Consider the following 24268-nt stretch of genomic DNA (forward strand, 5'->3'; position numbering starts at 1 on the left):
CGACTGCCACTCGCACGAGCGTCGACGACGACGGGCTCTCCTGACCCGGCCCTATCGCCTCAGATCGCGACGGCCGAGTCGGCGTACAGGTCGGCGGGCATGGCCTGCTCGAGGCGCCAGGTGATGGCGATCGGACGGTCTCCGGTGTGGCTCTCGTAGCGGGCGGGGCCGAGGAACGTGTACGGCTCGGTGCCGAACTCTCCGGACCGCTCGCGCCGCACGAACAGCAGGACCGTGCTGGTGCCGTCGCGGTAGCGCCGGCCGGTCGGGGAGTCGAGCGACGTCGTCGACTGGCTCTCCCAGTGAAAGCGCGTCGGGCTCAACGGATAGTCGCGGTACAGCGTGGTCGGAGAGTAGTCGGCCTCCGACTTGCGCAGGGTGACGAAGAAGGCGTCGATCGGCTGCCCGTCGACGGTCGTGAACAACACGCCCTCCCGGAAGTGCGCGGGTTTGCGCTCGAGGGTGCCGCGGTCGAGGGCGGCCAACACCTCCTCGCGCGTGTAGCGCGCGTGCACCTGCAGGGGCACGCGGGCGAGCGGCCCCGCCAGCGGGGTGGTCGCGTGGCGGGTGTTGTCGAAGCCCAGTTCAACGACCGCGCTCAGGCTCTCGCGCGTGACCGTCTCCGCGCGGAGTCGGTCGAACCCCTCTGCATACGAGCCGAACCCGCCGCCATCGGGCCACAGCGTGAAGAACAGCATCCGCGCCAGGCGCTGCTCGAGCTGACTGAGCGCGTCGTAGTCAGCGCCGGTGTCGAGCAGCCGGCGATACGCCAGGCCGCGACCCGAATCGTCGACGTGGGCGACCGCACGGGCTCGCCGGGCCAGCGCCGTCTCCAGCGGAGACGGTTCGCCGACGAGGAGCCCGGCGTCGCGGCGCAGGGTGGTCCAGGACTTGTCCGCCCGCAGCACGGTGGGCAGCTCGATGCCGGTGTCGGTGAGGAACGTGCGCAGATCGTCGGTCGGATGTGCGCGCAGCTCGTTCGTCAGCGCGCGCCAGTTCATCGACAGATGGCGGCGGACGTTGTCGAGAACCTGTGCCTGCACGACGCGGTCGAGCACGATCTGGCAGCCGGAGGGCAGGAACGGAAAGCCCTTTTCGATGTCGCGCACGAGCCCGCTGCGCGTGGCACCGGTGAGCGCCCGGAACCGCAGGTCGCTGCGGAACTCGGCGCGGTGGTGGCCGACGAAGTCGAGCGCGGTGAGCACGGCTTTGCTCTCGGCGAGCCGCAATCCGCGCCCCAACTGCTGCAGGAACAGGGTCGGGCTCTCGGTGGGGCGCAGGAAGAGGACGGTGTCGACCTCGGGGATGTCGACGCCCTCGTTGAACAGGTCGGCGGTGAACAGGGTCGTGAGCTCGCCGGCTCGCAGCGCCGCGAGCGACTCGGCCCGTTCGGCGGCCGGAGTCTGACCGGTCACCGCGCGCGCCGGCAACCCGGCCGCCTCGAACACCCGCGCCATGTACTGAGCGTGTGACACACCGGCGCAGAACCCGAGGGCCTTCATCGACGCGGGGTCGCTGATCTTGTCGTCGACCTGAGCCAGCACGAGCCGGGCGCGGGCGTCGTTGCCGGTGAACAGGTTCGCGAGCTGGGTGTCGTCGTAGCGTCCGGCGCGCCAGGTGATGGTGGACAGGTCGGTGCCGTCGGCGATCCCGAAGTAGTGAAACGGGCTCAGGAGGTCGGCGTTGATGGCGTCCCAGACGCGCAGCTCGGCGGCGGTGCGCCCGTCGAAGAAGCCGCGGACGTCGACGCCGTCGCCGCGTTCGGGGGTGGCGGTGAGGCCGAGCAGTTCGGCGGGCCGGAGCCGGTCGAGCACGCGCCGGTAGGTGGCGGCCTGCGCGTGGTGGAACTCGTCGATGACGACGACGTCGTAGGCGTCGGGCGGCAGTTCGTCGACGCGGTTGCTCAGCGACTGCACGCTGGCGAACACGTGCCGCCACCGTTCGGGCACCTGCCCGCCGACGTACAGCTCGCCGAACGCGCCGTCGGCGAGCACCTCGCGGTAGGTGCGCAGCGACTGCTCGAGGATCTCCCGGCGGTGGGCGACGAACAGCAGGCGAGGCCGGTCTCCGGCCGCGCGGGCCAGCCGACGGTAGTCGAGCGCAGCGACGACGGTCTTGCCGGTTCCGGTGGCGGCGACGACGAGGTTGCGATGCCTGTCGTGGAGTTCGCGCTCGGCGGTGAGGGATTCGAGGATCTGCTGCTGATGCGGGTAGGGCCGCACGTCGAGCCCGGAGACGAGCAGGCTGGTCGGGGTCCGGCCCGTGGCACCGCGAATGGCCCGTTCGAGGCGGTCACGATCGGCGTCGTCGTCGGGGTCGTAGGGCGCGTATTCGTCGGAGTGCCAGTAGGTTTCGAAGGTCGCGGCGAACTTCTGCAGGAGGCTGGGTGTGGCCTTCGCCGAGAGCCGGACGTTCCATTCGGCGCCGTCGAGCAGCGCGCTGACGGTGAGATTCGAGGACCCGACGTAGGCGGTGTCGAAGCCGGTTCGACGGCGAAACAGCCAGCCCTTGGCGTGAAGTCGCGTCCGACGGGGGTCGTATTGCACCCGGATGGAGGCGCCGAAGTCGCGGGCGAGCCGGTCGAGCGCCTTGACCTCGGTGCTGCCGAGATACGTGGTCGTGATGATCCGAAACGGCACGTCGCGCTCGCGGAGCCGGCTCAGCTGCTCCTCGAGGGTGCGCATGCCGTGCCACTTGACGAACGCGCAGATGAGGTCGACGCCGTCGCTGGTGTCGAGTTCGGCCTTGAGCTCGGACCCCAGGCTCGGGTCGCCGTGCGCGTTGGTGAGCAGCGCGACGTCGGCCAGCGGCGTGCTGGGGCGCACGCCCTCGGGATACGTGGCCGCCCGCCCGAGACCGGTGGGCCGAGTGAGGCTCAGCAGCCGCCGAACCCCGTCGTCGGGCTCCTCCCCCAGGGCCCCGATCGCCTCCAGCACGCTCTGCACGATCTGGAGCCGACGGGTCTCGTCGGCTCCGGACGGTTCCCGCAGCGCCCGCAGAACGGCGCGGCCGAGGTGTCGCGCCAGCACGACCGGTTGGTCGGCGTGGTCGACGTCGGCGATCTGCGCGACGAGGCCGTCGCGCTGCGCCAGTCGCCGGAGCAGCTCGGAGGTGACGACGGATTCGTGCAGCCCCTCGGCCAATCCGTCTGCGCTGGTCACGAGTTCAGGCTCACGTATCGGATGGGGCCCGTCAACCAGGCGGGGCCGCGCCGATCGCGGGTGGGCTCGGTAGCCTGACGGGCCATGGCCCGATCGCCTCGCAAACGTCGCACGCCCAACCGTGGCGCGACCCGTCGGCCCGCGCACCAGGGCTCGCCACCGGCTCCAGTCGTGCCGGTCGAAGACCAACCGCTGATCCAGGCGCTGCGTCAAGCGCTGCGGGCACCCTCGGGGATCGACTTCCTCGGGGTGATCGGGGCGATCCTTGAGTCGCTCGAGTCGGTGGAGTCGGTGGACGAGCGGCCGCTGAGCCTCCCAGAGTTCGCCGAGACGTTCATCGACGTCAACGTCGCGGAGACGACGGCCGCGCTGCATGTGCTGGCGGAGTTCACGACCGACGAGCTGCTCGTGGCGCGCATCCGCCGCGAGCTGGCCGGGCGGCGCCAGCCGGTGCCGCCGCTGCTGACGTCGCTGCCGCAGCTGCACGTCACGCAGGCCTGGCTGTTGACCGACGACCTGGGGGACGCGGACAACTACCTGTTCGGCATCGGGGGGCTGCCCGAGACGGCGTCGCTGGCGGTCCTGGTCCACCGGCACGCGGCCGCGGTGACCGACGCGTCGGTGGTGCCGGCCGACGTCGATGAGTTGCGCGCCGACTTCGTGGCCACCGTCTCAGGCGGCGCTGCGCCGGTCGAGTTGAACCCGGCGGACGCGCGGGCGCTGCTGGAGAGCGCGATGGCCGACCCGCCTCCCACGGTCCGGCCGTGCGGGTGCACCGAGCCGACCGATACCTGGCCGGTCTTCCGCCCCCTGGCTCGGAGAGTGTGCCGCACGCTGCCGACGGGCGGCACCGGCTATCCGACGCAGCCCTTCACGGCCGAGCAGCGGGCTGCGGTGTGCGCGCAGATCACCGCGCACCGGTTCTACGAGCAGGGCGGATTCGCGACCGAGCCGGGATCGACGGACCAGACCCTGCTGGCGCGCGTCGTCGACTTCGCGGGGACGGCGGGATTCACGGAGCCGTGGCGGTGGTCGCCGCGGCGGCTCGAGGAGCTGCTGGGCGACAGCCTCGAGTGGGGGCTCGACGACACCGAGGTGGACGCCCTGCCCGGGCTGCTGGACGTGGTCGTGCGGGTGGCCGGCGACCACGAAGGCTTGTCGGCGGAGACGATCGGCGCGACCCGCGAGGCCCTGGAGGACCTGACCGAGGACTTCGACCTCGACCTGTCGGGCGGCTTCGGGTCGCCCCTCGCGGAGATCCTCGACCCGCCGACCGGCGAGCGCGCCGAATCGATGCTGCGGACGCTGCGGGCCGGCATGGGCGGACCAGTGGCGTTGGACGCGCTCGACACCGCCCGCATCACCCCGCTGGTCGACGTGCCCGTGGAGGCCGCGCTTTCGCTAGTGCCGAAGGGGGCCGAGCAGCGTCTGCGCGAGGCCGACACGCTGGCGTGCGACGCCATCGACCACCTCATCGACGCGTCGGTGCGCGAGGAGGTGCGCGCGGCGTTCCACGCGCTGCTGGCCCGCCTGGCCGACCGCGACCCCGCGAAGGCGGCCCGCGGCAAGCCGGCCGTCACGGCGGCGGCCCTGATCTGGGCCGTGGCCCGCGCCAACGACCTCATCGGAGACGGCGACGAGCCGCCCTTGATGCAGCACTTCCGGTACGGCCCGAACTCGCCCCCGGAGGCCGACCTGCCCCCGGGGCTGGTCGTCAAGAACCTCGTCGCCCACCTGGGAGTCGGCCCGTCCATCCAGCCGCGCGCCCGCGCCCTGCTGGAGGCCTGCGGCTACTCCCCCGAGACGCACGGGATGTTCTTCACCATCGGCGACCCGGCGCTGCTGATCGCCAACAAGCGTTTGCGCATCGCCTTGGAGCGCGACTGGGTGCGCAAGGGAGTCGGTGATCGGACCTAGCGCGTTCCGCCGCTTGCACGCGTGACCACCAGGCGCAAGGATGACCGCCATTCGAATTCGTCTCGTCGACTGGGGATTCGGCTCTCCAATGAAGGAGTACGCGATGCGTCACGTCACGACGAGGGCGCTTGCCGGTGGGCTTCTGGTCGTGCCGGTGCTCTGCACCACGGCGATCCCCGCGCCGGCCGTCGAGCAAGCGGCCCCGGCTCCGACCCACACCTCAACCCAGACACCGCGCGACACGTGGGTAGCCGCGTGGGCGACCGCTCCCCAGGGCGTGTACCCCGTCGGTTGGGCGGTCGGTCAACCCGGCAGCACGGACGCGAAGGGCTTGACCCGCATCCCCGAGCTGCCGAACGACGAGGCCCGCGACCAGACCCTGCGCATGATCGTGCGCCCGACGCTGGACGGCGACGTGTGGCGGCTGCGCCTGAGCAACGCCTTCGGGACCACACCCGTCACCTTCGGCGCCGTCTCACTCGCCGAGCAGGACAGCGGGTCGAGCATCAAGCCGGATACCCGCACTCGGGTGACGTTCGGGGGCGATCGACAGGTCACCCTTGCCCCCGGGGAGGTCAGGGCCAGCGATCCGATCTCGTTCCGGGTGCGCGGAGGCGGTGACGACCACGTTGCGGTGAGCCTGAGTGTCGAGGGCCGATCGGGACCGATGACGTGGCACGCGGCGTCGTTCGCGACCTCGTATGTCGCGGCACGTGACTCGGGCGATCACACGCGTGAGACGTCGGGTGCGTCCTTCACCGGGTCGACGACGTCCTGGTTCTACGTGGCCGGCCTCGACGTCCGATCTCGGGACGTGGGGACGGTCGTCGCCCTGGGCGACTCCATCACCGACGGGTGGTTCTCGACGCTCAACGGCGACGACCGCTGGCCGGACCAGCTCGAACGGCGGCTGCGCGCTCGCGGCGGACCGACGTTGTCGGTGGTCAACCAGGGCATCGGCGGCAACATGGTCACGGGGATCGGTCGCCCGGCCGGCGGGTGCACGCCATGCGATGGCCCTCCCCTGGGCGACCGGCTGCAACGCGACGTCATCTCCCAGCCGGGCGTCCGCGCCGTGATCCTGCTCGAAGGCATCAACGACTTGGGGGGCGGCGATGCGAGCGCAGAATCGGTCATCGCCGGCATGAAGCGCGCCGTCAATCGGCTCCACGCACACGGAATCCCGATGATCGGCGCGACGATCACACCTTCGGGCGGCGCCGATGACGGCTACGGAACCGCCGCCACCGACGCCAAGCGACGACAGGTGAACCACTTCATCCGAACCAGCGGCACGTTCGACGACGTCGCCGACTTCGCGGCCGCCGTCGAGGACCCGAGGGACCCGTCCCGCCTCAAGCCCGAGTACGCGACGAACTCGACGACTGGCGGACCCGGCGACAAGCTGCACCCCGGCCGGGCAGGCTTCACGGCCATGGCGAACGCCGTCGACCTCGACGAGCTCACGCACCTGGCCACCAAGGGCAGGCCCGCCAAGTAGCCCCGCGGTCGAGCGGCGAGTTACTAGGTCGCTCACCGGCGGCCGGCGTCTCGCTCGGTCAGGATCGACTCAGCGTCGAGCGTGGAGACGGCCAGTCCGACCCGAACAGCGCGTCCCGTGTCTGGTCGTCCACTTGAGAGAGGGCCTCGATGGCGGCCGAGAGCCGCATGCAGATCGCGTCGATTACGAGTTGATCGCTCAAGTCGCCCGCGGCGTACCGCTGAGCGAGTTCGAGATGGGCGACAGCCTCGTCGAGGTGTGCAGAGGCTCCGCGGCGCCGGGCGGCGGTCACAGGGGCACCGCCTCCGCGAGCACCCGGTCACGAAGGTCGGGACGCAGGGCAGTGTCGGGCACGAGGTCGACGTCGGCGCCGAGGATGTCGCTGAGCCGGCGCTGCATTCGCTCGAGTTCCATGAGGCTCAACGGGGCGCCCATCGTGAACACCAGGTCGATGTCCGAGTGCGGGCCCTCTTGCTCAGTGGCGACCGAACCGAAAACGCGCACCTGGAATCCACCCGCGTCGGCGATGGCGCGCAACACCGGTGTCCGCGCCGCGCGCAGGCGCCGCCCCAGCGGCGTCGCGCCGTGGAAGCGCAGCAGGCGCGACACCTCGGGTTGGCTCCGGCCGATCTGCGCCGCGATCTGCTGTTGAGTCATGCCGCCGGCCGACGCCTGTCGGACAGCCGCGATCAGGCGGGCACGCGCAGCGCGCACGTCTCGGTCGCTCTGCGCCGCGATCTCCGCCAGATCTAGCTCCATACCATTCAATATAGCAACTGCTATATCACCAGCCCATGTCCGCCGGCGTCGCGCTTACCGACCTTCGCGTTGTCGGCGCGTTGACACCGGGATCCGCGGCGATCCAGTCGTCCGACGTCGGGGGCCAGATTCGCTCCACAGGCTGCGTCCATGTCTCTTAGTAAGTGACATAAGGACAACTCCCTGTCACTCTGTCACTTGGTAAGAGACATTGAGCCACGCCAGACCCCCGACTCATGACGATCTACGACACCCCGGAGCCTGACCTCGAGGACCGCCGCACCCTCGACGAGATCCACGCGTTGCGCGAGGAGCTCTCGTCGCACCTTCGCGTGCCCCGACGCTGGACGGGAGCACTGCGGCGGACGACGCAGGCCCGCGCCATCCGCGGCTCCAACAGCATCGAGGGATACGAGGTCTCGGAGCAGGACGCCATCGCGGCCGTAGACAACGAAGAGCCGCTGGGTGCCGACGAACGAACCTGGGCGGAGATCACCGGCTACCGGCGTGCCCTGACGTATGTGCTCACCGCGGCCCCGGACCCGCACTTCCGCATCGACACCCAGCTGGTGCGGTCGCTGCACTTCATGCTCCTCGAACACGACCTGGCCAAGGGGCCGGGCCGCTACCGGCCGGGAAGCATCTACGTGACCGACGATAGCGACGGCTCCCAGGTCTACGAGGGGCCGGACGCCGATGCGGTCTCGGGGTTGCTGGGGACGATGGCGGGGCGGCTCGAGGCGGAGCGAGACGTCGAGCCCATGATCCGTGGCGCCATGGCTCACCTGAATCTCGTCATGATCCACCCGTTCCGCGATGGGAACGGCCGCATGGCGCGTGTGCTGCAGACGGCAGCGCTGGCGCAAGACACCGTGCTCGAGCCGACGTTCTCCAGCATCGAGGAGTGGCTGGGGCACAACACGACGGACTACTACCGTGTGCTCGCCGCGACGGGACAGGGATCGTGGAACCCGCAGAACGACGCGCATCCGTGGGTGAAGTTCGCGCTGCGGGCACACCACATGCAGGCCCAGACGCTGCGGCGGCGGTTCGCCGAGGCCGACGTGCTGTGGCGACGTATCGACGATCTCATCGCCGAGCACCGCCTGCCGGAGCGCGTCGGGGACGCCCTGTTCGACGCACTCCAGGGAGGCCGGGTACAGCGCCCGTCCTACGTCCGGCGGGCCGAGATCGAGGACCGGACCGGCACGCGAGACCTCGTCCGCCTCACCGAACTCGGCCTGCTGACGGCCGTGGGCAAGACCCGCGCCCGGCACTACCTCACCGGGCCGGTGCTGGCAGAGGTGTCTGCACAGGTGCGGTCTGGGCGGCAACCACTCGTTGATCCCTACCCCTGGCTGCGCAACTGGCTCCGAGCCGAGACCGACCGGCCGCGGTGACCTCGGGGACCCTCGGGCTGCTCATACGCCAGCCCGGGTAGCAGCGCCAGCCAGCTCAGGTCTCGTCGACAACATGCCGGACCACCCGCTCGCGAGTAAATTCGCTTCGTGGCCAACGCTCTTCGCTTGACGCACTACCCGGTGCAGCCCGGGCTGTCACTGGCCGCATACCTGCCTCCGACGTTGGACCGCTGCGGCGTGTACGTCCTGCACTTCGACGACGGCCTCTACTACGTCGGCCAGGCCACGGATGTCGTCCGCCGCTTCACCTGGCACCGGCGGCACCAACCCCGGCCGATCGTCGGCATCAGCTACGGGCCGGTGCCCAAGCAGGCGCTGAACGACATCGAGCGACGCACCGTCCGGTCCTACGAGGAAGCTGGTCACCGATTGCGCAACATCGACCTCGTCGGGCTGCCGCAGGGCGACAGCAAACTCGACGTCATCATCAGTCCCGCGGAGCAGAAGGCCTGGCTCGACGGAGAACCCGAACTCGGCATCGGCGCACGCGGCACCCTGGCCCGCCAACGCGTTCGCACGCGCCCCCGCTTCGAGAAGCTGGCCGCCCACCCCGCCTACGAGGACATCCGCGAGGCGCTGGCGCACTACGTCTACTTCGTCATCCCCGCCGCTCACGAGACCGAGCAGATCTACTGGTCGATGACGAGCATGCCGTCCACGAATAGGTCGAAGCAGCATCAGCGGCTCGCAGCCATCAGCATCAACAACGTGGAGGTCTTGGTCTTCTTCGACGACGAGACCAACGATGGCCAACGCCACTCTGGCGGCTTTCTCAATCTCGCGACGACTGGCGATGTCGATGTGCCGGAGGATTTCGGAGTCGATGTGGAGATCGAACGCGGTTACAAAGCCACCGGCCCCGTGCGTCGCCTCTACTTCGACGACCCACACGTGGTGCCCGACCTCCTCGCAGAGCCCGCCGTGCTCGCGGCCGCTCGCCGCTTCGCGATGGGCCTCATGCGCAAGGGCAGCGGCATGTTCGCGCGCTTCCACGACTTCCACCTGACGGACCACGTCTTCGCCTGCATCGAAGAACAGGAGGAAGAAACCCAAGCCGATTAGGGTCACTCCCCACTCCGTGGCTCCACGAGGTGAAGGGCTGTCGTTCGAGAGCCCCTGACGCCCGCGGAGGTCGCCGCCATCGACGCTCGCTTGGCCGACCTGCCGCGCCCAGGTCGCAACGAACCCCGATCGGGCGGCGGGACGGGCGTGGCACCCCGCCCCCTCACAACTCGGCGAACATCTTCCCGGGGTTGAGGATGCCCAGCGGATCAAGGGCGTGTTTGACGACGCGGTGAATGTGCTTGCTCCCTTCGTCGAGTTCCCGCGCGAGCCAGGCGCGCTTGAGAAACCCGACGCCGTGCTCGCCGGTGATGGTGCCGCCGAGTTCCAGGCCGAGCTGCATGATCTCCTCGAACGCCCGCTCCGCCCGGGCCACGTCCGCAGGGTCGCCGGCGTCGAAGAACACCGAGGGGTGGATGTTCCCGTCTCCCGCGTGCGCCACCACGGCGATGGTCAGCCCCGAGGTCGCGCGCACCTGCGCGAGCCGCTCGTAGAACTCGGCCATCCGCGTGCGGGGCAGGCAGATGTCGTCGAGCAGCTGACCGCCTCCGTGCCGTTGGGCGTAGCGCTCGTAGGCGGGCTGGGCCATGCGCCGGGTCGCGACCAGGGCCTCGCTGTCGGCGGCGTCGTCGCTCAGACCCACGTCGAGAGCCCCGTTCGTCTGCGCGCACGCCGTGAACGCCTCCACCTCGGCGAGAGCCGCGTCGGCGTTGCCAGAGCCGTCGGACTGCACGAGCAGCATCGCCCCGGCGGCGTCGTCGAGGCCGAAGTCGCCGAACTCGTTGAGCAGGCGCAGCGACACCGCGTCGAGTGACTCAAGCATCGAGGGCTGCGCCCCTGCGGCCATGAAGTCGGAGACGGTCGCGGCCGCCGCTCGCTCGTCCGGAAAGGTCGCCACGGCCGTCAGCGGAGGCGGGAGCGCCGGCACGAGCCGCAACGTCACCTCGACGATGACGCCCAGGGTTCCCTCGGAACCGACGAACAGGCCCCGCAGGTCGAGCCCGGCCACACCCTTGGCGGTGCCCGTGCCCAGCGTGGCGCGGGTGCCGTCGGCGAGGACGACTTCGAGGCGCCGCACGTAGTCCTTGGTCACGCCGTACTTGACGCAGCACAGCCCCCCGGCGTTGGTCGCGACGTTGCCGCCGATCGAGGAGATCGCCACCGAACCCGGGTCGGGTGGGTACGCCAAGCCGTGCTCACGCAGGGCGTCCTTGAGGTCCTGGTTGAGGATGCCGGGCTCGACGGTGACGGTCCGCTCCCCCGGATCGATCGACAGGATTCGCGCCATCCGCTCCACCGACAGCAGGAGACAGCCGGGAATCGCGTTGGCGCCACCCGAGATTCCCGACCGGGCGCCCTGCGGGACGACCGGCACGCGGTGGGTGGTGGCGAACCGCATCGTGGCCTGCACGTCCTCGACGCACGCGGCCCGCACGAGCGCGACCGCACCCGCGGCCGGGCAGAAGAGGGCCTGGTCACTGGAGTACGTCGCCACGATGTCGGGGTCCAGCGTCACTGCACCGGCGGTGAGGGTCGGGGCCAGGTCGGTCTCCACGAGGTGGCGGAGCCGGTCCAGATCGACGGGCACCTGCGCGAGCTCCGGCGGCGCGTGATCGAGCGGCCGCGACTCGTCAGCGGCGTCGAAGGCGGGGTCGTGGGTCATCGGCGCACGTGGTCGGTCTCGACGGCCTCGGCGTCGTCCGGCACCGGCGCCGCCTTGAGCGCGAGCACCGTGAACCCGGCGAGCACCATGATCACGCCGATCACCCACATGCCGGCGTTCTGGCTGCCGGTGAGGTCCTTGAGCCAGCCGGTGATGTACGGCGCGGCGAAGCCCGCGGAGTTGCCGATCGTGTTGACGAGCGCGATCCCGCCGGCCGCCGCGGCGCCGGAGAGGAACATCGTCGGCAGCGGCCAGAAGGTCGGCAACGTCGAGCAGATGCACATGCAGCACACCGTGACCGCGGCCATCGTCAGGAACGGCGAGCCGAGATACAGGGCGATCGGGATGGTCACTCCGCCGACGAACAGCGGCAGCGCCACGTGCCAGACCCGCTCGCGAGTGCGGTCGCTGTGCCGCGACCACAGCACCATCGCGGCGGCACCGAACGCGAACGGGATCGCGGTGATGAGCCCGACCTGCATGACGGAGTAGGTGGTCTCGAAGGTCGTCGCGAAGCCGCGGATGATCGTCGGCAGGAAGAAGCTCAGCGCGTACAGGCCGTAGACGGTGCCGAAGTAGACGAACGACAGGGCGAGCACGCGGGGGTTGGTCAGCGCGCGCTTGAGCGGGTAGTGGTAGCGCTGGGCGGTCTGTCCGTGCTCGTGATCCATTTCGTCGACGAGCCAGGCGCGTTCCTCGTCGCTGAGCCACGACGCCTGCTGCGGGCGGTCGGTGAGGTAGAACCAGCAGATGACGCCGAGCGCGATCGCCGGCAGACCCTGGGCCAGGAACATGAACCGCCAGCCGGACATCGCGCCGATGTGACCGTCTCCAATGCCGATGAGCCAGGCCGAGAACGGGGCGCCGATGACGGTCGACAGGGGGATGGCCAGCAGGAACAGCGCGGTGGCCTTGGCACGCTCGCGCTTGGGGAACCAGTAGGTCAGGTACAGGATGATGCCGGGAAAGAAACCTGCCTCCGCGACGCCGAGGAAGAACCGGGCGATGTAGAGCCAGGTGGCGTTGGGCACGAACGCCATGAGTGAGGCGACGATGCCCCACGAGAAGATGATCCGGGCCAGCCAGCGGCGGCCGCCGAACTTGTGCAGCGCGAGGTTGCTCGGCACCTCCAGCAGCAGGTAGCCGATGAAGAAGACGCCGGAGGCGAGCCCGAACATCGTTGCCGTCAGGCCGAGTTCGTCGTTGAGGCCGTAGGGCCCGGCGAAGCCGATGTTCGTGCGGTCGAGGTAGTTGACGAAGTAGAGCGCGATGAGAAACGGCATGAGCCGCCACGTCACCTTGCGCATGGTGCGCCGCTCGAGGTCCGGCGTCGCGCTGTGGTCCGGGCGCGACGTCGCGTCGGAGAGGTGGGCCATGACACTCCTTTGGGTCCGCCCGATCGGGCTCGATTGCGGAAATGTACGGTTCCGGCCGTCGCGATCACAACGGTCGGACCACCCACATCTGGCCGCGGCTTATGGATGATCCAGCCATGAGTCTGACGCGACCGGAGGCCGAGGAGGCCCGTGTGGGATGGCTGGAGCTACTCCTGCGCGACGCCTCGATCGAGGAGCTCACGGCGTTCGGAGCGAGCCGTTCCGAGCAGGATCCGGAGGAGCTGGTGCAGGCGCTGCGCATCAAGGCGATGCTCGCGCAGCGCGCGCAACGTGCCCGGGCACTCACGTCGCTCAACGGAATTGCGGGCCGGCTGCTGTCGCTTCGCTCGCCCGGCGACCTGCTGCCCGAGATCGTCGATCAGGTGCGGCATCTGCTGCGCGTAGACCTGGCCTATCTGGGTCTGGTGTACGACGACCCGCAGGTGGGGCAGGTGTTACGGCTGGAGGTGACCAGCGGTGCGCTGACACCGGACCTGGTCGGGCTGCGGGTGCCGATGGACCGCGGCCTGGCCGGCGTGGTGCTCACGCAGGCCAAGCCGTTGTGGTGCACCGACTACCTCACCGATTCGACGTTCCGGCACGACGGGGTCGCGGACGCGGCGGCGACCGCCGAGAACATGCACGGGCTGCTGGCGGCGCCGTTGACGGTGCGCGGGCGGATGTTGGGCGCGCTGTTCGCCTCGGAACGGTCTCCGCGGGAGTTCGAAGAGGATGAAGTCACACTGTTGTGTGCCTTCGCGGCACACGCGGGGATCGCCCTCGACAACGCCGACCGGCTCGCGTCCCTGGAGTCGGCGAAAGACGAGCTGGCCCACCGGACAGCGGAGTTGGAACAGATCCTCGAGTGGGACCGGCGGCTGACCGACGTCGTGCTGGCCGGAGGCAGCGTCGACGACATCCTCGCCGAGGCCTCCTCGGCGGTCGGAGGCGACGTGCGGTTCGCCGCCGGGGATGCGCCCGCGCATGACGGACCCGCAGCGCCGGTGGCCGCCGGGAGCCGGCGGCTGGGGACGCTGACGATGAGCGCAGACCACCGCCCAGGACCGGCGGACCTGCTCGTGCTCGACCGGGCGGCCCCGGTGGTCGCGCTCGCGGTGCTGGCCGAGCGTGCGGAGGCCGAGGCGAGCGCCCGGGCCCGCCACCTCGGCCTGCTCGAACTGCTCACGACGACGGCGACGGATGACGCGCAGCGGCGTCGCCAGGCGCGGCTGGCCGGCCTCGACCCGAGCAGGGTCTACTGCCTGGCGGTGGTCGCCTCGGCGGGCGAGGACGTGGCGGCGACGCGGGCCCGGGTCGCCGCGCTGCCGTGGCCGCGGAGCGCCGGGGTCGTCGTGCACGAGGGTCGGGTCGTCGTGCTGGCTCCGCACGACAGCCCCGATGAGGCCGCGGGCCTGCTGCGTCGGGAGTCCGATCTCGCCGGCGGTGTCGCAGGGCCGGTGGCGATCACGGGCTCCCTGCGGGCGTGCCTGCGAGAGGCCGTCGACACGCTCGGCGTGGCGACCTCCTGGGACGCCTCCGACCGGGTGCTCACCTCCGATCGTCTCGGGGTGTACCGCGTGCTGCTCAGCCACGCGGGCCGCACCGACGTCGAGGCGGCGTTCACGCGCACGCTCGGGCCGGTCACCGACGCGCAGCGGCGCAGCGGCGTACCGCTGCTGGAGACGATGCGGGTCTTCCTCGACCACGGCCGCAGCCCCCGCGCCGCGGCCGGGGCGCTCGGGGTGCACGTCAACACCGTGTACCAACGCATTGACACAATTGACCGGTTGATCAGCGCGCAGTGGCGGCAGCCCGGACCGGCCGTCGAGACACACATGCTGCTGCGGTTGCGCGGCGTGATGGCGGGCCTGACAGATGCGATGTGACGGGCTGCCCTGCGCCGAGACGGCCAGCGTCGTTGATGGACATCTACTCCCGTTCACCTTTCGGCATGAACTGGGTCAGCCAGATACTCGTGCACGCAACAGTTGTTGTTTCGCGATCTCGTGCAGCCAGCGGCGGTACTGTTCCGCACTCCACCCCAGAACACGTCGCAACACATGGAACGTGTGTGGCGAGACGAGCACGTGCAGTGCATCGGCGGCGATCGCGGCGGACAGGCCGGGGCGTTGACGACCGACTCGGCGGCGAGCAGGTAGGCGGTCGTGCGCGCGGCGTCGTCGAGGTCCGCGTCGTCCAGCCCGTCGACGTCGACGCTGACCTGCGGCCAGGTGTCCGGTAGCGCGGCGAGCGCCCCGGCGAGCCCGTCGTGACCGAGGGCGAGCGGATGGACCCCGCGCGCAACGCGTCGCAGCTCGGCCAGGGTGCGGTGCGATGATCGTGTCCACCGCCGACGACCTCACCCGGGTGCTGCAGGCTCACCTGTCGGCGCAGGGGACGCCGCTGGCCGCGACGCTGACGGCCTTCCGTGAGCCGCTGGCCCGGCAGAGCGAGTCCGCGGACTCGGCCAGCGGCTGGTTCATCCGGCGCTTGTGGGAGCTTCACGACCGCAACGAGGACCCCGACAATTCGGGCCTGCCGAGGTGCCTGGAGCACGACGGCTCCACAGACCGCTCCCGCAGCTACCTGCTGTTCTGCCCCGCCACGGGCTTCGGTGTGGTCGCCCTGGCCAACAGCGGCGAGGGCCCGGACCCGGTGTTGTGGTGGCACTTTCGCAGCGGCCTGGTGCACGCCGCCCTCGGGACGCAGCCCCTCGACGCCACCCGTCCCCTGCTGACCCGGGTCGCGCCCACGCTGCTCGTCGGCCTGCCGCTGCTGCAACTGGCGGCACTGGTCGCGCAACTCTTCGCCATCCGGGCGTCGCGACGTCGCGCCGGGATCGGCGCCGCCGCAGCGCTGCTGCTCGGCGCGGCGGCAGCGTGCTTCGGCTACGTCCTCGCACCCGCCCAGGCCGCCGGGCTGCCGCTGCACCAACTGTGGTCGGCCGCGCCCGACCTCGGGGTGTCCACCGTGCTCAGCACGCTGCTGCTGGTGTGCTCGGGCGCGGTTGCGCTACACGGTTTCCATGTTGCGCGTCCTGCGTCTCGTCGCCAACGGCCTTCGGGCTGAGGGGACAGCGCTTCAGCGTCAGGCCCGATCGCGCAGCCACCGCGCAACGTCGCGGACGTACTCGCCGTATTCGACGCGCGCCAACGGCACCGCCGTCGCGACGAGCGCCAGATCGGTCTTCACGTACTCGTGGATCAGCACGTCACGAAGACCCACGGACGCCTTGAGCCCGTCCGCCAACGTCGTGCTCACCAACCCGGCCCTCGCCGCCTCGTCGAACGACTCCCGATACTCCGTCACCATCGCGCCGCCGAGGCTGGTGGCGACGTGGATGTTGATGTCGACGGCCAGGTCGATGAGTTGAGTCAGTACGCGTTCGACCGCGCGCCGCGTCAGCCGGTCCCGCAGGAGCCGGTCGGCATCCACCGGACCGACGGCATCGAGGTCTTCGAGCAACTCCCGCATGAGCGTGAGACGGGTGGACACGACCTGGGCGGAGAACGCGCGCGGGCTCATTGGGCCAGCACCTCCAGGACGCGGTCGCGGAATCGTTGGGTGTCGCAGAAGGCGCCGAACGCCGCGATCTGCGCGTTCGCATAGCGCCCCGGCGCACCCTCGACGAGCAACTCCACCCCGTGCAAACCCGCGTACCGGGCCACGGAACCGGCGGCGTCGAGGTCCATGACATCGAGAGCGTCGCCGAAACGCTCCCCCAGAGCGTTGACGACGCCTAGGTGGGAGACGGGCTCCCGCGATCGGTCGCGAGTACGCGACGTCGAGGTCTCGGGCCGTCGCCGGATCCCGCACGGCGCTGCCGAAGATCGTCAGGAGGTCGACGCCCAGCTCGTCGCAGAGACGCCGCAGCGACCCGTCGGCCTCGGCCGACCGGAGGCGCGCCAACGCGGTCTGCACGGCAGACATGGCGACCATGCTACGGAGGCGGCGCGGCTCGGCTCGCGAAGAATCGTTCGTCGTGGCTGGTGAGCAAGTCCGCAGCGGGGTTCCGCGGCGCCGGGCGTCCGTCACAAGGGCATCGCCTCCGCGCACCCGGTCACGAAGGTCGGGACGCACGGCGGTGTCGGGCACGAGGTCGACGTCGGCGCCGAGGATGTCGCTGAGCCGGCGCTGCAGGCGTTCGAGTTCCATGAGGCTCCAGGGGGTGCCCATCGTGAACACCAGGTCGATGTCCGAGTGCGGGCCCTCTTGCTCAGTGGCGACCGAACCGAACACGCGAACCTGGGATCCTCCTGCGTCGGCGATGGCGCGCAACATGGGCGTCCGCGCTGCGCGCAGGCGCCGCCCCAGCAGAGTCGCGGCGTGGAAGCGCAGCAGACGCGACACCTCGGGTTAGCTCCGGCCGATCTGCGCCGCGATCTGTTGTTGGGTCACGCCGCCGGCCGCCACCTGTCGAACAGCCGCGACCAGGCGGGCACGCGCAGCGTGCACGTCTCGGTCGCTCTTCGCCGCGATCTCTGCCAGTTCTTGCTCCACGCCATCAATACTGCAAATGCTATTTCCAGAGAAGCGCATGTCGGTCGGCGTCGCGCTTACCGACCTTCGCGTTATCGGCGCTCTGGCTCTTGGGCCCTCTCGATGCGCGCTCCGCAGGCGGGGCGATACTGCTCGGCCCTCGGGTGCGCACACGTCGTGCGCTGCAGGTGGGCTCGAACGGTGTCGACGATGAAGTTCAGGTGCTCGACGGGGCGCTCTCCCAGAGCGGTCTCGCTCCCCTCGGCGATGGTGACACCGGAGGTCAGTTCGACCGGTTCGGTGATCATCTCGCCGTCGTCGGAGCGGCCGACGTAGCGTTCGGCGAACGTCCCGTCGGGCACGAGGTCGATCTCGATGTGCCACGTGTCATGCCGCTCGCGGAAGTAGAACGAACGGCCGTCGATCGTGCCCTCCCACACCTCAGGGGCCGCCATGACGGTCCGCTTCGCCTCGACGCCGGGATGCGCGGCGATCCAGTCGTCCACGGCGTCCATCTCCCGCTCCTGCCCGTCGTGCAGCGCCTGCGCCGCCGGACTGGACAGCCACTCGTCCCAGACCCTCCGCCGCCGGATCCGCTCCTGCTCGCGCCGCTGCGCGTCCCAGGTGCACGGGCAGTCGAAGCCCGCGTCGTGGCTGTGCTCGCCGTCGTCGGGCAGCGTGGGGTGATTGCCAAGCCGGCACGGCTCACCGTCCTCGTCGACATGGTCGAAGAGGACGGCCATCACGAGGTCGGCCGTCGCGTCATCAAGGCCGGCGTGGTCCGCCAGGTGCGCCGCGTAGCGCGCCCGGACGCGGGCGCGACCGGCCTCGCGCTCCGCGAGACGGCGAGCGCGCTCGTCGTCCCCGCCGGGGCGAATCACGTAGAGGTCGGCCACAGCCAGGAACGATAGCCTCGCCGCGAACTAAGAACGACCGAATTACCCGGTGACCGTGACGACGGAGGCGGCGCGCCTCCTCTTCGGCGAACGACCCTGTCTCTGAAGCGGTCTGGGCGTTCCGCATCAAACAAGCGGCAGTTCTTTCGGCCGGGGAAAGGCGGGGACGGCGGGCTCGACCAGGCCGCTCTGGGGACCTCGGTCCGGGCGACAGTGCTTCACTAGGGCGAGCGGAAGTCTTGTCGACCGTTAGGGGCTCATCCGAATCCAGGGTGTAGTCGGGGTCTGAACCCGCCGGTCTCGAGCAGGGATCTGGCGATGTAGTTGGTCAGGTTGCGGAACCCCAGCGCCGAGCCGCGCAGGTGCTCGAGCCTGCCGTTGATCGCCTCGGTGGGCCCGTTGGAGGTGCTGGGCCGGTCGAAGTAGGCCAGGACGTCGGCGGCGCGCTTCTTCAGCGTCCTGCCGAGCTTGGTGATCTCGACCAGGGCCTTGGGGACGCCGGTGCTGATCGAGTCGATGAGCCGGGCCATCAGCTCGCGGCCGTGGCGCCGGTTCTCGTGGCGGTAGGCGGCGATCATGCGCTGGTAGACGCTCCAGGTGACCTCGACCTCGACGTGGGCGTCGTCGGCGAACAGGGTGTCCAGTCGGTCCTTCTGCTTGTCGTTGAGCAGGTCGGCGCCGGTGGACAGGGTCCGGCGGGCGGCATAGAGCGGGTCGCCCTTGCGGCCGCGGTGCCCACAGATGGCCTGCTGAACTCGCCGTCGGCACTCATCGAGCGCCTCGCCAGCGAGGCGCGTGACGTGGAAGGGATCTAGCACGGTCACCACGTCGGGCAGTTCCTCGACGGCGGCGGTCTTGAACCCGGTGAAGCCGTCCATCGCGACCACCTCCACGCCGTCGCGCCACTCCTGCGGGCGGTCGGCCAGCCAGGTCTTGAACGCCTGCTTGGAGCGTCCTTCGACCATGTCCAGCAGCCGTGCCGGGCCGGTGCCATCTCGCACTGGGGTGAGGTCGATGATCACGGTGACGTACCTGTCGCCGCGACGGGTGTGCCTCCACACGTGCTCATCGACCCCGACGACCTTCACCCCCTCGAAGCGGTGCTCCTCGTCGATCAGCACCCGCTTGCCCTCGGCCAGAACGGCGTCGTTGGCGGTGTCCCAGGCCACCCCGAGCCCCTCGGCGACCCGAGCCACGGTCAGAGGTGCTGGACCACGATCCCTTCCAGCGCCCACCGCAGAGCGCGCCGAGACAACTTGGCCCGGGGCTCGGCCGCGGCGGTGGTGTCCTGGCGCCACACATACCCGCAGCCGCTGCAGCGGTAACGGCGCACGACGACCTCCAGCGTCGTGGGCCGCCAGCCCAGTGGTTCGTGGGCAAGCCGTCGGACCACGGTGTCACGTGGTCTCCCTTCGCAGCCGCAGCGCCGGCACCACTGGTCGGGCTCGACCACCTGGCAGGCCAATACGGCACGATCCGGCTCGAGTCGCTGCCCGGTGACAACGAGGCCGAGTTCGTCGAGGCGGCAGAAGGCAGTCAGGTCGGGGCTGGCGAACGCATCAGCGCGCCCGCCGACGGTAGCGTCGTGCACGTCGAGGTCTTTCGGGCTGAGTGTGTAGGAGCTCTCATCCTCGGGAGACCTCGACCTCTATCCGGCCACCGACGCGCCGGCCCGCCGCGCGACGTGCGCTACACCCTCATCTGGGAAGAGCCCCGTTAGGCCTCCGCCTCCTGGGGGGTGAGGATCTCATTACCGCAGCGGCCACGCGGGAGCACTGCCGCCGACGCCACAGCAAGGCCGCCTCGTATGCCTCACAACAAGCGAGTTCGAGACGATCAGAAACACAGGCGGCAGCCGTCGCCTGTGACCAGAGACGAGAATCATGGCCCGACGCGGTGATCCTGATAAAGTACTGTCAGCTTTTCAGCTACAGTTGAACGAATCTCTTGGGCAGTACTTGGAGGTCGAAACCGCCCTGACAACAGCTGGCGCCCACGCCCGGCTCCTCAAACAGACCGCGGAGGATTCGGCCTTCCATCTGGGCGCACTATGGGAAATGTTTCAGGGGCGTTGGTTCATCGCGGCCGTTTCGAAAGCGCCGAATCGCTTTATCCAGAACCGCGAGGACGAGGTCAGGTGCGCCATGACGGGTTTGCCGAGCAATATCAGGACCGCTATCGATCTGTTCATGGGCGGCGCACCCGAAGTAAAGGGTAATCTGCGCATGGCTGATATCGAAACATTCCTCGACCCAAATGGATACAACATCACATTTAAAGATTTCGATGCATGGCGCGCTTCTGCCGTCGCCCACTTAAGCGACCCATATAAACAGGCTGCTATGCGACTTGCCGAGTCTACCGAGGCGACGTCGTTTCTGCGGCTTCTTACCGCACTGAGGAACGTTTTGGCCCACGGCTCGGACGGGAGTGGGACCAGGTTCAATGAGGCGTGCCGAGCCAAAGCTAGAGACCAGGGTTTCGGCCTCGCGGGCGAGGTCAATGACCCACTGAAACGCGATAAACATGACGTAAGAGACATCGGCAGGTATCTCCGCGCCCGTCCGGCGGGCGGCGGCGTTGAGCGCATTCAGCTCCTCCACGAACGCGTAAAGACCTGTTCGGAGATGTTGCGAACATAAATGCAATGCCTTCGTTGCATAGACTCCACTGACTTTCGTGGTGGCGGTGCCAGGTGCAGCATTAGTGGGGCATCCGAAGCTCGCGATCCTTAACCGTACCAAATTGACACCCGGAACCGGCCAGCCTTGCACGACCTCCCGTAGGAGACCTCTGATGTAAAGTGCACCGCACGGAGGCACGCAAAGGATCGTAAATTCCGGCAGCTCGCGTCGAGATGTAGCGGGCTTCGCATAAACAATCGCATAGATCATGTAGCTGATTTGAGACCATTCCGCGTGACCCGAAGCAAGCATCTGGCGCGTCGGCCTGTAGAGTCAGAACTTGTCTTCTCTCCCTGCTCTGGGTCTCGCTGCCGGCATTCTCGACGGCCTTGATCTCGAGGAACCGATGATGCCACGCAGGCAGCGCGCCGCTTGGAGGAGCTGAAGGCGCGGCGGGGAGAGATTCTCTTGTACGCCACGGTGACTGCACAGGATCCGGGCCGATGCATCCCCGCCCATGACGCGTGGGATGCCGCTCCTCAACACCTGGCTATTCAGCACCCTCCCGCTCGGACCTCAGCCTGAGTCACTTGGCCGATTGACCGGGCACTAAGCCCGAGGATGAGTCATGGTCTTGTGTCAGCCGTTGCGCAGAGGGCGACGAAGTCACAGCTCGCGCAAGCGTCGCACCAGGATTTATGCCTGGGCAAATGATTAGTGCGGAGCGCGTCGCCGGCTGCCAGGACGCTCTTCCGCGTGGCCGCCAATAGTTCAGCATCGACGGTCTCGCGCGTGGTCTTTCCTTCTTCATCGAGATTGAGAACTTCGATGAGGTCAGCGTTCTCGCCGCTGAGTTCTTCGTAGCCGACGGCGTAGATGTGCAGCTGGTCCCGGGTGACGTCCTCGACCTGGGCACGGCCGGTGGATTTGAAGTCGACGACGGAAACTTCGTCTGTATCGAGCCTCCGGATGAGGTCGATGCGGCCCTCAACGGTGATGCCCTCACCCAGATGCACCTGAATGGGCTTCTCCGAGTGAAGCGTCATGGGCAGCTCCGCGCCATGATCGCGAAGATAGCGGTGGACCGCGTCGACGGCTGCACGGCGAAGCTGGGCGCGCAGCTCGGGATAGGCATACGGCGTGTGCAGGTGCCGGTCGACGAGCGTCTCCGCCTCCTCGGCGTGGACCATGTCATCCCGCAGGGCCCGCTTGTGCATCTCGGCGAGTACGTCGTGCAGACCTTTCCCATACCCCAGCGCCTCGTGAAGCGGGGCGTTGAACCCGTAAAGGAAACGCATCTTGAACGCGTAGGGGCACTCGAAGTAATACTTCAGTTCCGAGAACGACAGTGTCACCTGCGGCACTTCCACCTTCGCCTGGGGCGGCAACCGGTCGGCGTCGACAGGAACTCCCGGGTCCTGTGTACTGACCCGAGCATGGCCCGTGCAGTGAACGAAAAAGTCGGAGTTCTTCGAGTACAGCTTCTTGTCGCTGGGCGAGAACGTCGCGAAGAGCCACTTCTGCGCGCGCGTCACGGCGACATAGAACAGCCGGGTCTCGTCCTCAAGGGTCCCACGGTAGCGATCCGCGTCCGGCACCGCGGTGTCGGGGACGACGTGAAAGAGGCCGAGGCCCCCCTGCCGCTTGGACGGAAAGGCGTTGCGACGAAGGCACGACAAGACGACAACAGGCCATTGCATGCCCTTCGCCTGGTGGACGGTGCTGATCGTCACGGCGTCGGGTTGCGCGTAGCCGACGTCACCGTCGACGTCGGCGTAGTAGCCGGGCGCCTGATGGCGCAGCCACTTCGCGAAGGCGTCGTACTTCTGGGCTGGTTCCGACTGGAAGTAGATCTCCTCGAAGTCGGAGATCACCTGGCTGAACTTGCCCAACTGGAAGAGCACAAGCTCGGCGCGCTGCGCTTGGCCGGGGATGGTGTCTTCGCGAACAACGAGCGCCTCGAGAAAATCCAGGTAGAGGCGCTGCAGGTTGTACGCCGACCAGCGGTTGCCGCTTCCGATGTCGCGCCGCTGGTCGAGGAGCCGGACCGCGCCGCCCCAGTCTGCGGCCGCCGGGATAAGGTCGGCTCGGCGCCAAAGCCTATGCAGTTCGGTCTCATCCAGGGTGCCGGCCATGTAGTCGAAGACCGCGACGACGGCCTCGATCTCCGGTGATTCGAACAGCCGGTTAAGGCCCTCGACGACGTACGGGATATTCCGTCGACGAAGTTCCTCGACGACCGGTCCCGCGTCGCGGCTGACGGAGCGATACAAGATAGCAACGTCCGACCAGGACAGCCCGCGCGGCTCGTTGCCTGGGGCGTCTAAGAAAGCGAGGCCTCGCATCGCCTCGATGCGATCGCAGATCCAGGCGGCCTCGGAGGGCGGGTCGGGGAAGTCCAAGGCCAAGAGGTCGCCTCGTTCCCATGTCTGGTGTCCGGCTGCGACCATGCGCTTCGGCAGCCGTTCCCCCGCTGGATGCGAGCGGCGAAGGAGTGACCGAGCTCCACGACGCCCTCGCTCGAGCGGAAGTTCTCGTCGAGGGTGACCTGTTCGACGTCGTCATGCCGGTCTGCGAACTCGATGATGTTGCGCACGGCGCTGCCGCGCCATTGGTAAATCGTCTGGTCGTCGTCGCCCACCACGCAAAGGTTGGCGCCGTGTCGGACGAGCGCGTTGATCAGCCGTTCCTGCAGTGGGTTGGTGTCCTGGTATTCGTCGACGACGACATACCGGACGTCGTCACGCACGTGGTCGAGCAACGCGCGCCCCATCTCATCGTTGGGCTCGTCGGACTCGAGTAGCTCGGCAGCCAACTGCAACATCGACGTGTAGTCGAGATACGACTTCTCCCGCAGCAGCCGTAGGTAGTGCATCAGGGACGCCTCGACCTCCCCGGGCACCTCACCCCAGGCGATCTCCTCCTCGCGCAGGACGCTCAGCACCTGCAAATAGAGGCTCGAGTGGGTGAAGCGTTTGAGATGGGCCGTGCCCGCCGACATGGTCGGGCACGTGGTCAGCCCCGACTTCTTGGAGTTGCGGTCGATGAGGAGCCGCGAGGTCACCGCGGTCAACGTGCCGAATTTGAACGTCTCGGGCACGTAGTCCTTCAGCAGACCGAGGCAGAACGCGTGCATGGTGCCGATGTACATCTCGGCGAGGCCGATCTGTGTGCGGCCGTCTGCGGTGACCAGCGAGAGGACGCGGTCTTTCAGCTCGGCTGCGGCCTTCTCGGTGAACGTGAAGGCGACGATGTTGCGCGGCTCCGCGGCGCCGGACCGCAGGAGGTTCGCGATCCGCTGCGAGATGACCTGGGTCTTTCCCGAACCGGCGCACGCGATGATCTGCAGCGGCTTATCGACGCAGGCGATCGCAGCCTCTTGGGCCGCCGTGTAGTTCGTGGGCATGGG

Annotated in this window: 17 protein-coding genes and 3 pseudogenes; 7 read left to right on the forward strand and 13 right to left on the reverse strand. The window is 68.8% G+C overall.

Going from position 1 to position 24268, the window contains the following annotated elements; all coding sequences use genetic code 11:
• Window positions 1-59: 59 nt before the first annotated feature.
• On the reverse strand, window positions 60-3143 hold the full coding sequence (locus PINTE_RS03410) for a DEAD/DEAH box helicase (RefSeq protein ID WP_068426304.1): 3084 nt from the start codon (window positions 3141-3143) through the stop codon (window positions 60-62).
• 189 nt (window positions 3144-3332) lie between these two features.
• Here PINTE_RS03410 and PINTE_RS03415 point away from each other — a divergent pair, with 189 nt between their 5' ends.
• Together PINTE_RS03415 and PINTE_RS03420 are read left to right on the forward strand one after the other, a co-directional pair.
• Window positions 3333-5078 carry a hypothetical protein gene (locus PINTE_RS03415; protein ID WP_169798443.1) on the forward strand — a complete coding sequence of 582 codons (1746 nt, stop codon included), beginning with the start codon at window positions 3333-3335 and terminating at the stop codon, window positions 5076-5078.
• A 103-nt stretch (window positions 5079-5181) separates the two neighbouring features.
• A complete protein-coding gene (locus tag PINTE_RS03420; RefSeq protein ID WP_169798444.1) occupies window positions 5182-6579 on the forward strand; it encodes an SGNH/GDSL hydrolase family protein in 1398 nt (465 codons plus the stop codon).
• Window positions 6580-6637: 58 nt separating this feature from the next.
• Here PINTE_RS03420 and PINTE_RS03425 read toward each other — a convergent pair whose 3' ends face one another.
• Both PINTE_RS03425 and PINTE_RS03430 read right to left on the reverse strand, forming a co-directional pair.
• Window positions 6638-6871 carry a hypothetical protein gene (locus tag PINTE_RS03425; RefSeq protein WP_068426268.1) on the reverse strand — a complete coding sequence of 78 codons (234 nt, stop codon included), beginning with the start codon at window positions 6869-6871 and terminating at the stop codon, window positions 6638-6640.
• Entirely contained in the window at window positions 6868-7338 is a 471-nt protein-coding gene (locus PINTE_RS03430) for a nucleotidyltransferase family protein (RefSeq protein ID WP_068426271.1), read from the reverse strand. Before PINTE_RS03430 ends, PINTE_RS03425 begins: the two co-directional genes overlap by 4 nt.
• A 236-nt stretch (window positions 7339-7574) precedes the next feature.
• Here PINTE_RS03430 and PINTE_RS03435 point away from each other — a divergent pair, with 236 nt between their 5' ends.
• Both PINTE_RS03435 and PINTE_RS03440 read left to right on the forward strand, forming a co-directional pair.
• Complete coding sequence (locus PINTE_RS03435) at window positions 7575-8738, forward strand: Fic family protein (RefSeq protein WP_068426275.1); 1164 nt, start codon at window positions 7575-7577, stop codon at window positions 8736-8738.
• Window positions 8739-8846: 108 nt separating this feature from the next.
• Complete coding sequence (locus PINTE_RS03440) at window positions 8847-9821, forward strand: GIY-YIG nuclease family protein (RefSeq protein ID WP_157087053.1); 975 nt, start codon at window positions 8847-8849, stop codon at window positions 9819-9821.
• Between the two features lie 163 nt (window positions 9822-9984).
• Here the strand turns inward: PINTE_RS03440 and PINTE_RS03445 are convergent, their stop codons facing one another.
• Both PINTE_RS03445 and PINTE_RS03450 read right to left on the reverse strand, forming a co-directional pair.
• Entirely contained in the window at window positions 9985-11484 is a 1500-nt protein-coding gene (locus tag PINTE_RS03445) for an FAD-binding oxidoreductase (protein ID WP_084343182.1), read from the reverse strand.
• Window positions 11481-12860, reverse strand: coding sequence for an MFS transporter (locus PINTE_RS03450; protein ID WP_068426281.1), 1380 nt, complete (start codon window positions 12858-12860; stop codon window positions 11481-11483). The genes PINTE_RS03445 and PINTE_RS03450 overlap by 4 nt, the downstream gene beginning before the upstream one ends.
• 116 nt (window positions 12861-12976) lie before the next feature.
• Here PINTE_RS03450 and PINTE_RS03455 point away from each other — a divergent pair, with 116 nt between their 5' ends.
• Together PINTE_RS03455 and PINTE_RS03460 are read left to right on the forward strand one after the other, a co-directional pair.
• The gene (locus PINTE_RS03455) at window positions 12977-14746 is read left to right on the forward strand and encodes a helix-turn-helix domain-containing protein (RefSeq protein WP_068426283.1); all 1770 of its coding nucleotides are present in this window, start codon (window positions 12977-12979) and stop codon (window positions 14744-14746) included.
• A gap of 373 nt (window positions 14747-15119) precedes the next feature.
• Window positions 15120-15929, forward strand: a pseudogene (locus PINTE_RS03460) (serine hydrolase); the annotation flags it as partial.
• A gap of 18 nt (window positions 15930-15947) precedes the next feature.
• Here the strand turns inward: PINTE_RS03460 and hepT are convergent.
• The 6 genes and pseudogenes from hepT to PINTE_RS03475 all read right to left on the reverse strand — a co-directional run bounded on the left by hepT (window position 15948) and on the right by PINTE_RS03475 (window position 19826).
• Window positions 15948-16385: a type VII toxin-antitoxin system HepT family RNase toxin gene (gene hepT, locus PINTE_RS24130; protein ID WP_169798441.1), complete on the reverse strand. Its 438-nt coding sequence runs from the start codon at window positions 16383-16385 to the stop codon at window positions 15948-15950.
• Window positions 16382-16552, reverse strand: a complete 171-nt coding sequence (locus PINTE_RS24135) for a hypothetical protein (protein ID WP_169798442.1) — start codon at window positions 16550-16552, stop codon at window positions 16382-16384. Before PINTE_RS24135 ends, hepT begins: the two co-directional genes overlap by 4 nt.
• A 373-nt stretch (window positions 16553-16925) precedes the next feature.
• Window positions 16926-17141: pseudogene (locus PINTE_RS24965) on the reverse strand (nucleotidyltransferase family protein); the annotation flags it as partial.
• 75 nt (window positions 17142-17216) lie between these two features.
• Window positions 17217-17360 carry a hypothetical protein gene (locus tag PINTE_RS23790; RefSeq protein ID WP_217996480.1) on the reverse strand — a complete coding sequence of 48 codons (144 nt, stop codon included), beginning with the start codon at window positions 17358-17360 and terminating at the stop codon, window positions 17217-17219.
• A 71-nt stretch (window positions 17361-17431) separates the two neighbouring features.
• Entirely contained in the window at window positions 17432-18235 is an 804-nt protein-coding gene (locus PINTE_RS03470) for a hypothetical protein (protein WP_068426288.1), read from the reverse strand.
• Window positions 18236-18492: 257 nt separating this feature from the next.
• Window positions 18493-19826, reverse strand: a pseudogene (locus tag PINTE_RS03475) (ISL3-like element ISPfr3 family transposase).
• 292 nt (window positions 19827-20118) lie between these two features.
• On the opposite strand from PINTE_RS03475, the gene PINTE_RS22510 reads away from it, so the two are divergent.
• Window positions 20119-20877, forward strand: a complete 759-nt coding sequence (locus PINTE_RS22510) for a hypothetical protein (RefSeq protein ID WP_157087054.1) — start codon at window positions 20119-20121, stop codon at window positions 20875-20877.
• A gap of 608 nt (window positions 20878-21485) precedes the next feature.
• Here PINTE_RS22510 and PINTE_RS23795 read toward each other — a convergent pair.
• Both PINTE_RS23795 and PINTE_RS23800 read right to left on the reverse strand, forming a co-directional pair.
• Window positions 21486-23267, reverse strand: a complete 1782-nt coding sequence (locus PINTE_RS23795) for a UrvD/REP family ATP-dependent DNA helicase (RefSeq protein WP_217996481.1) — start codon at window positions 23265-23267, stop codon at window positions 21486-21488.
• Window positions 23183-24265, reverse strand: a complete 1083-nt coding sequence (locus PINTE_RS23800; protein WP_217996482.1) for a UvrD-helicase domain-containing protein — start codon at window positions 24263-24265, stop codon at window positions 23183-23185. The genes PINTE_RS23795 and PINTE_RS23800 overlap by 85 nt, the downstream gene beginning before the upstream one ends.
• Window positions 24266-24268: the final 3 nt, after the last annotated feature.

Origin of the sequence: Piscicoccus intestinalis NBRC 104926, from assembly GCF_001515525.1 — a bacterium.
GTDB lineage: Bacteria > Actinomycetota > Actinomycetes > Actinomycetales > Dermatophilaceae > Kineosphaera > Kineosphaera intestinalis.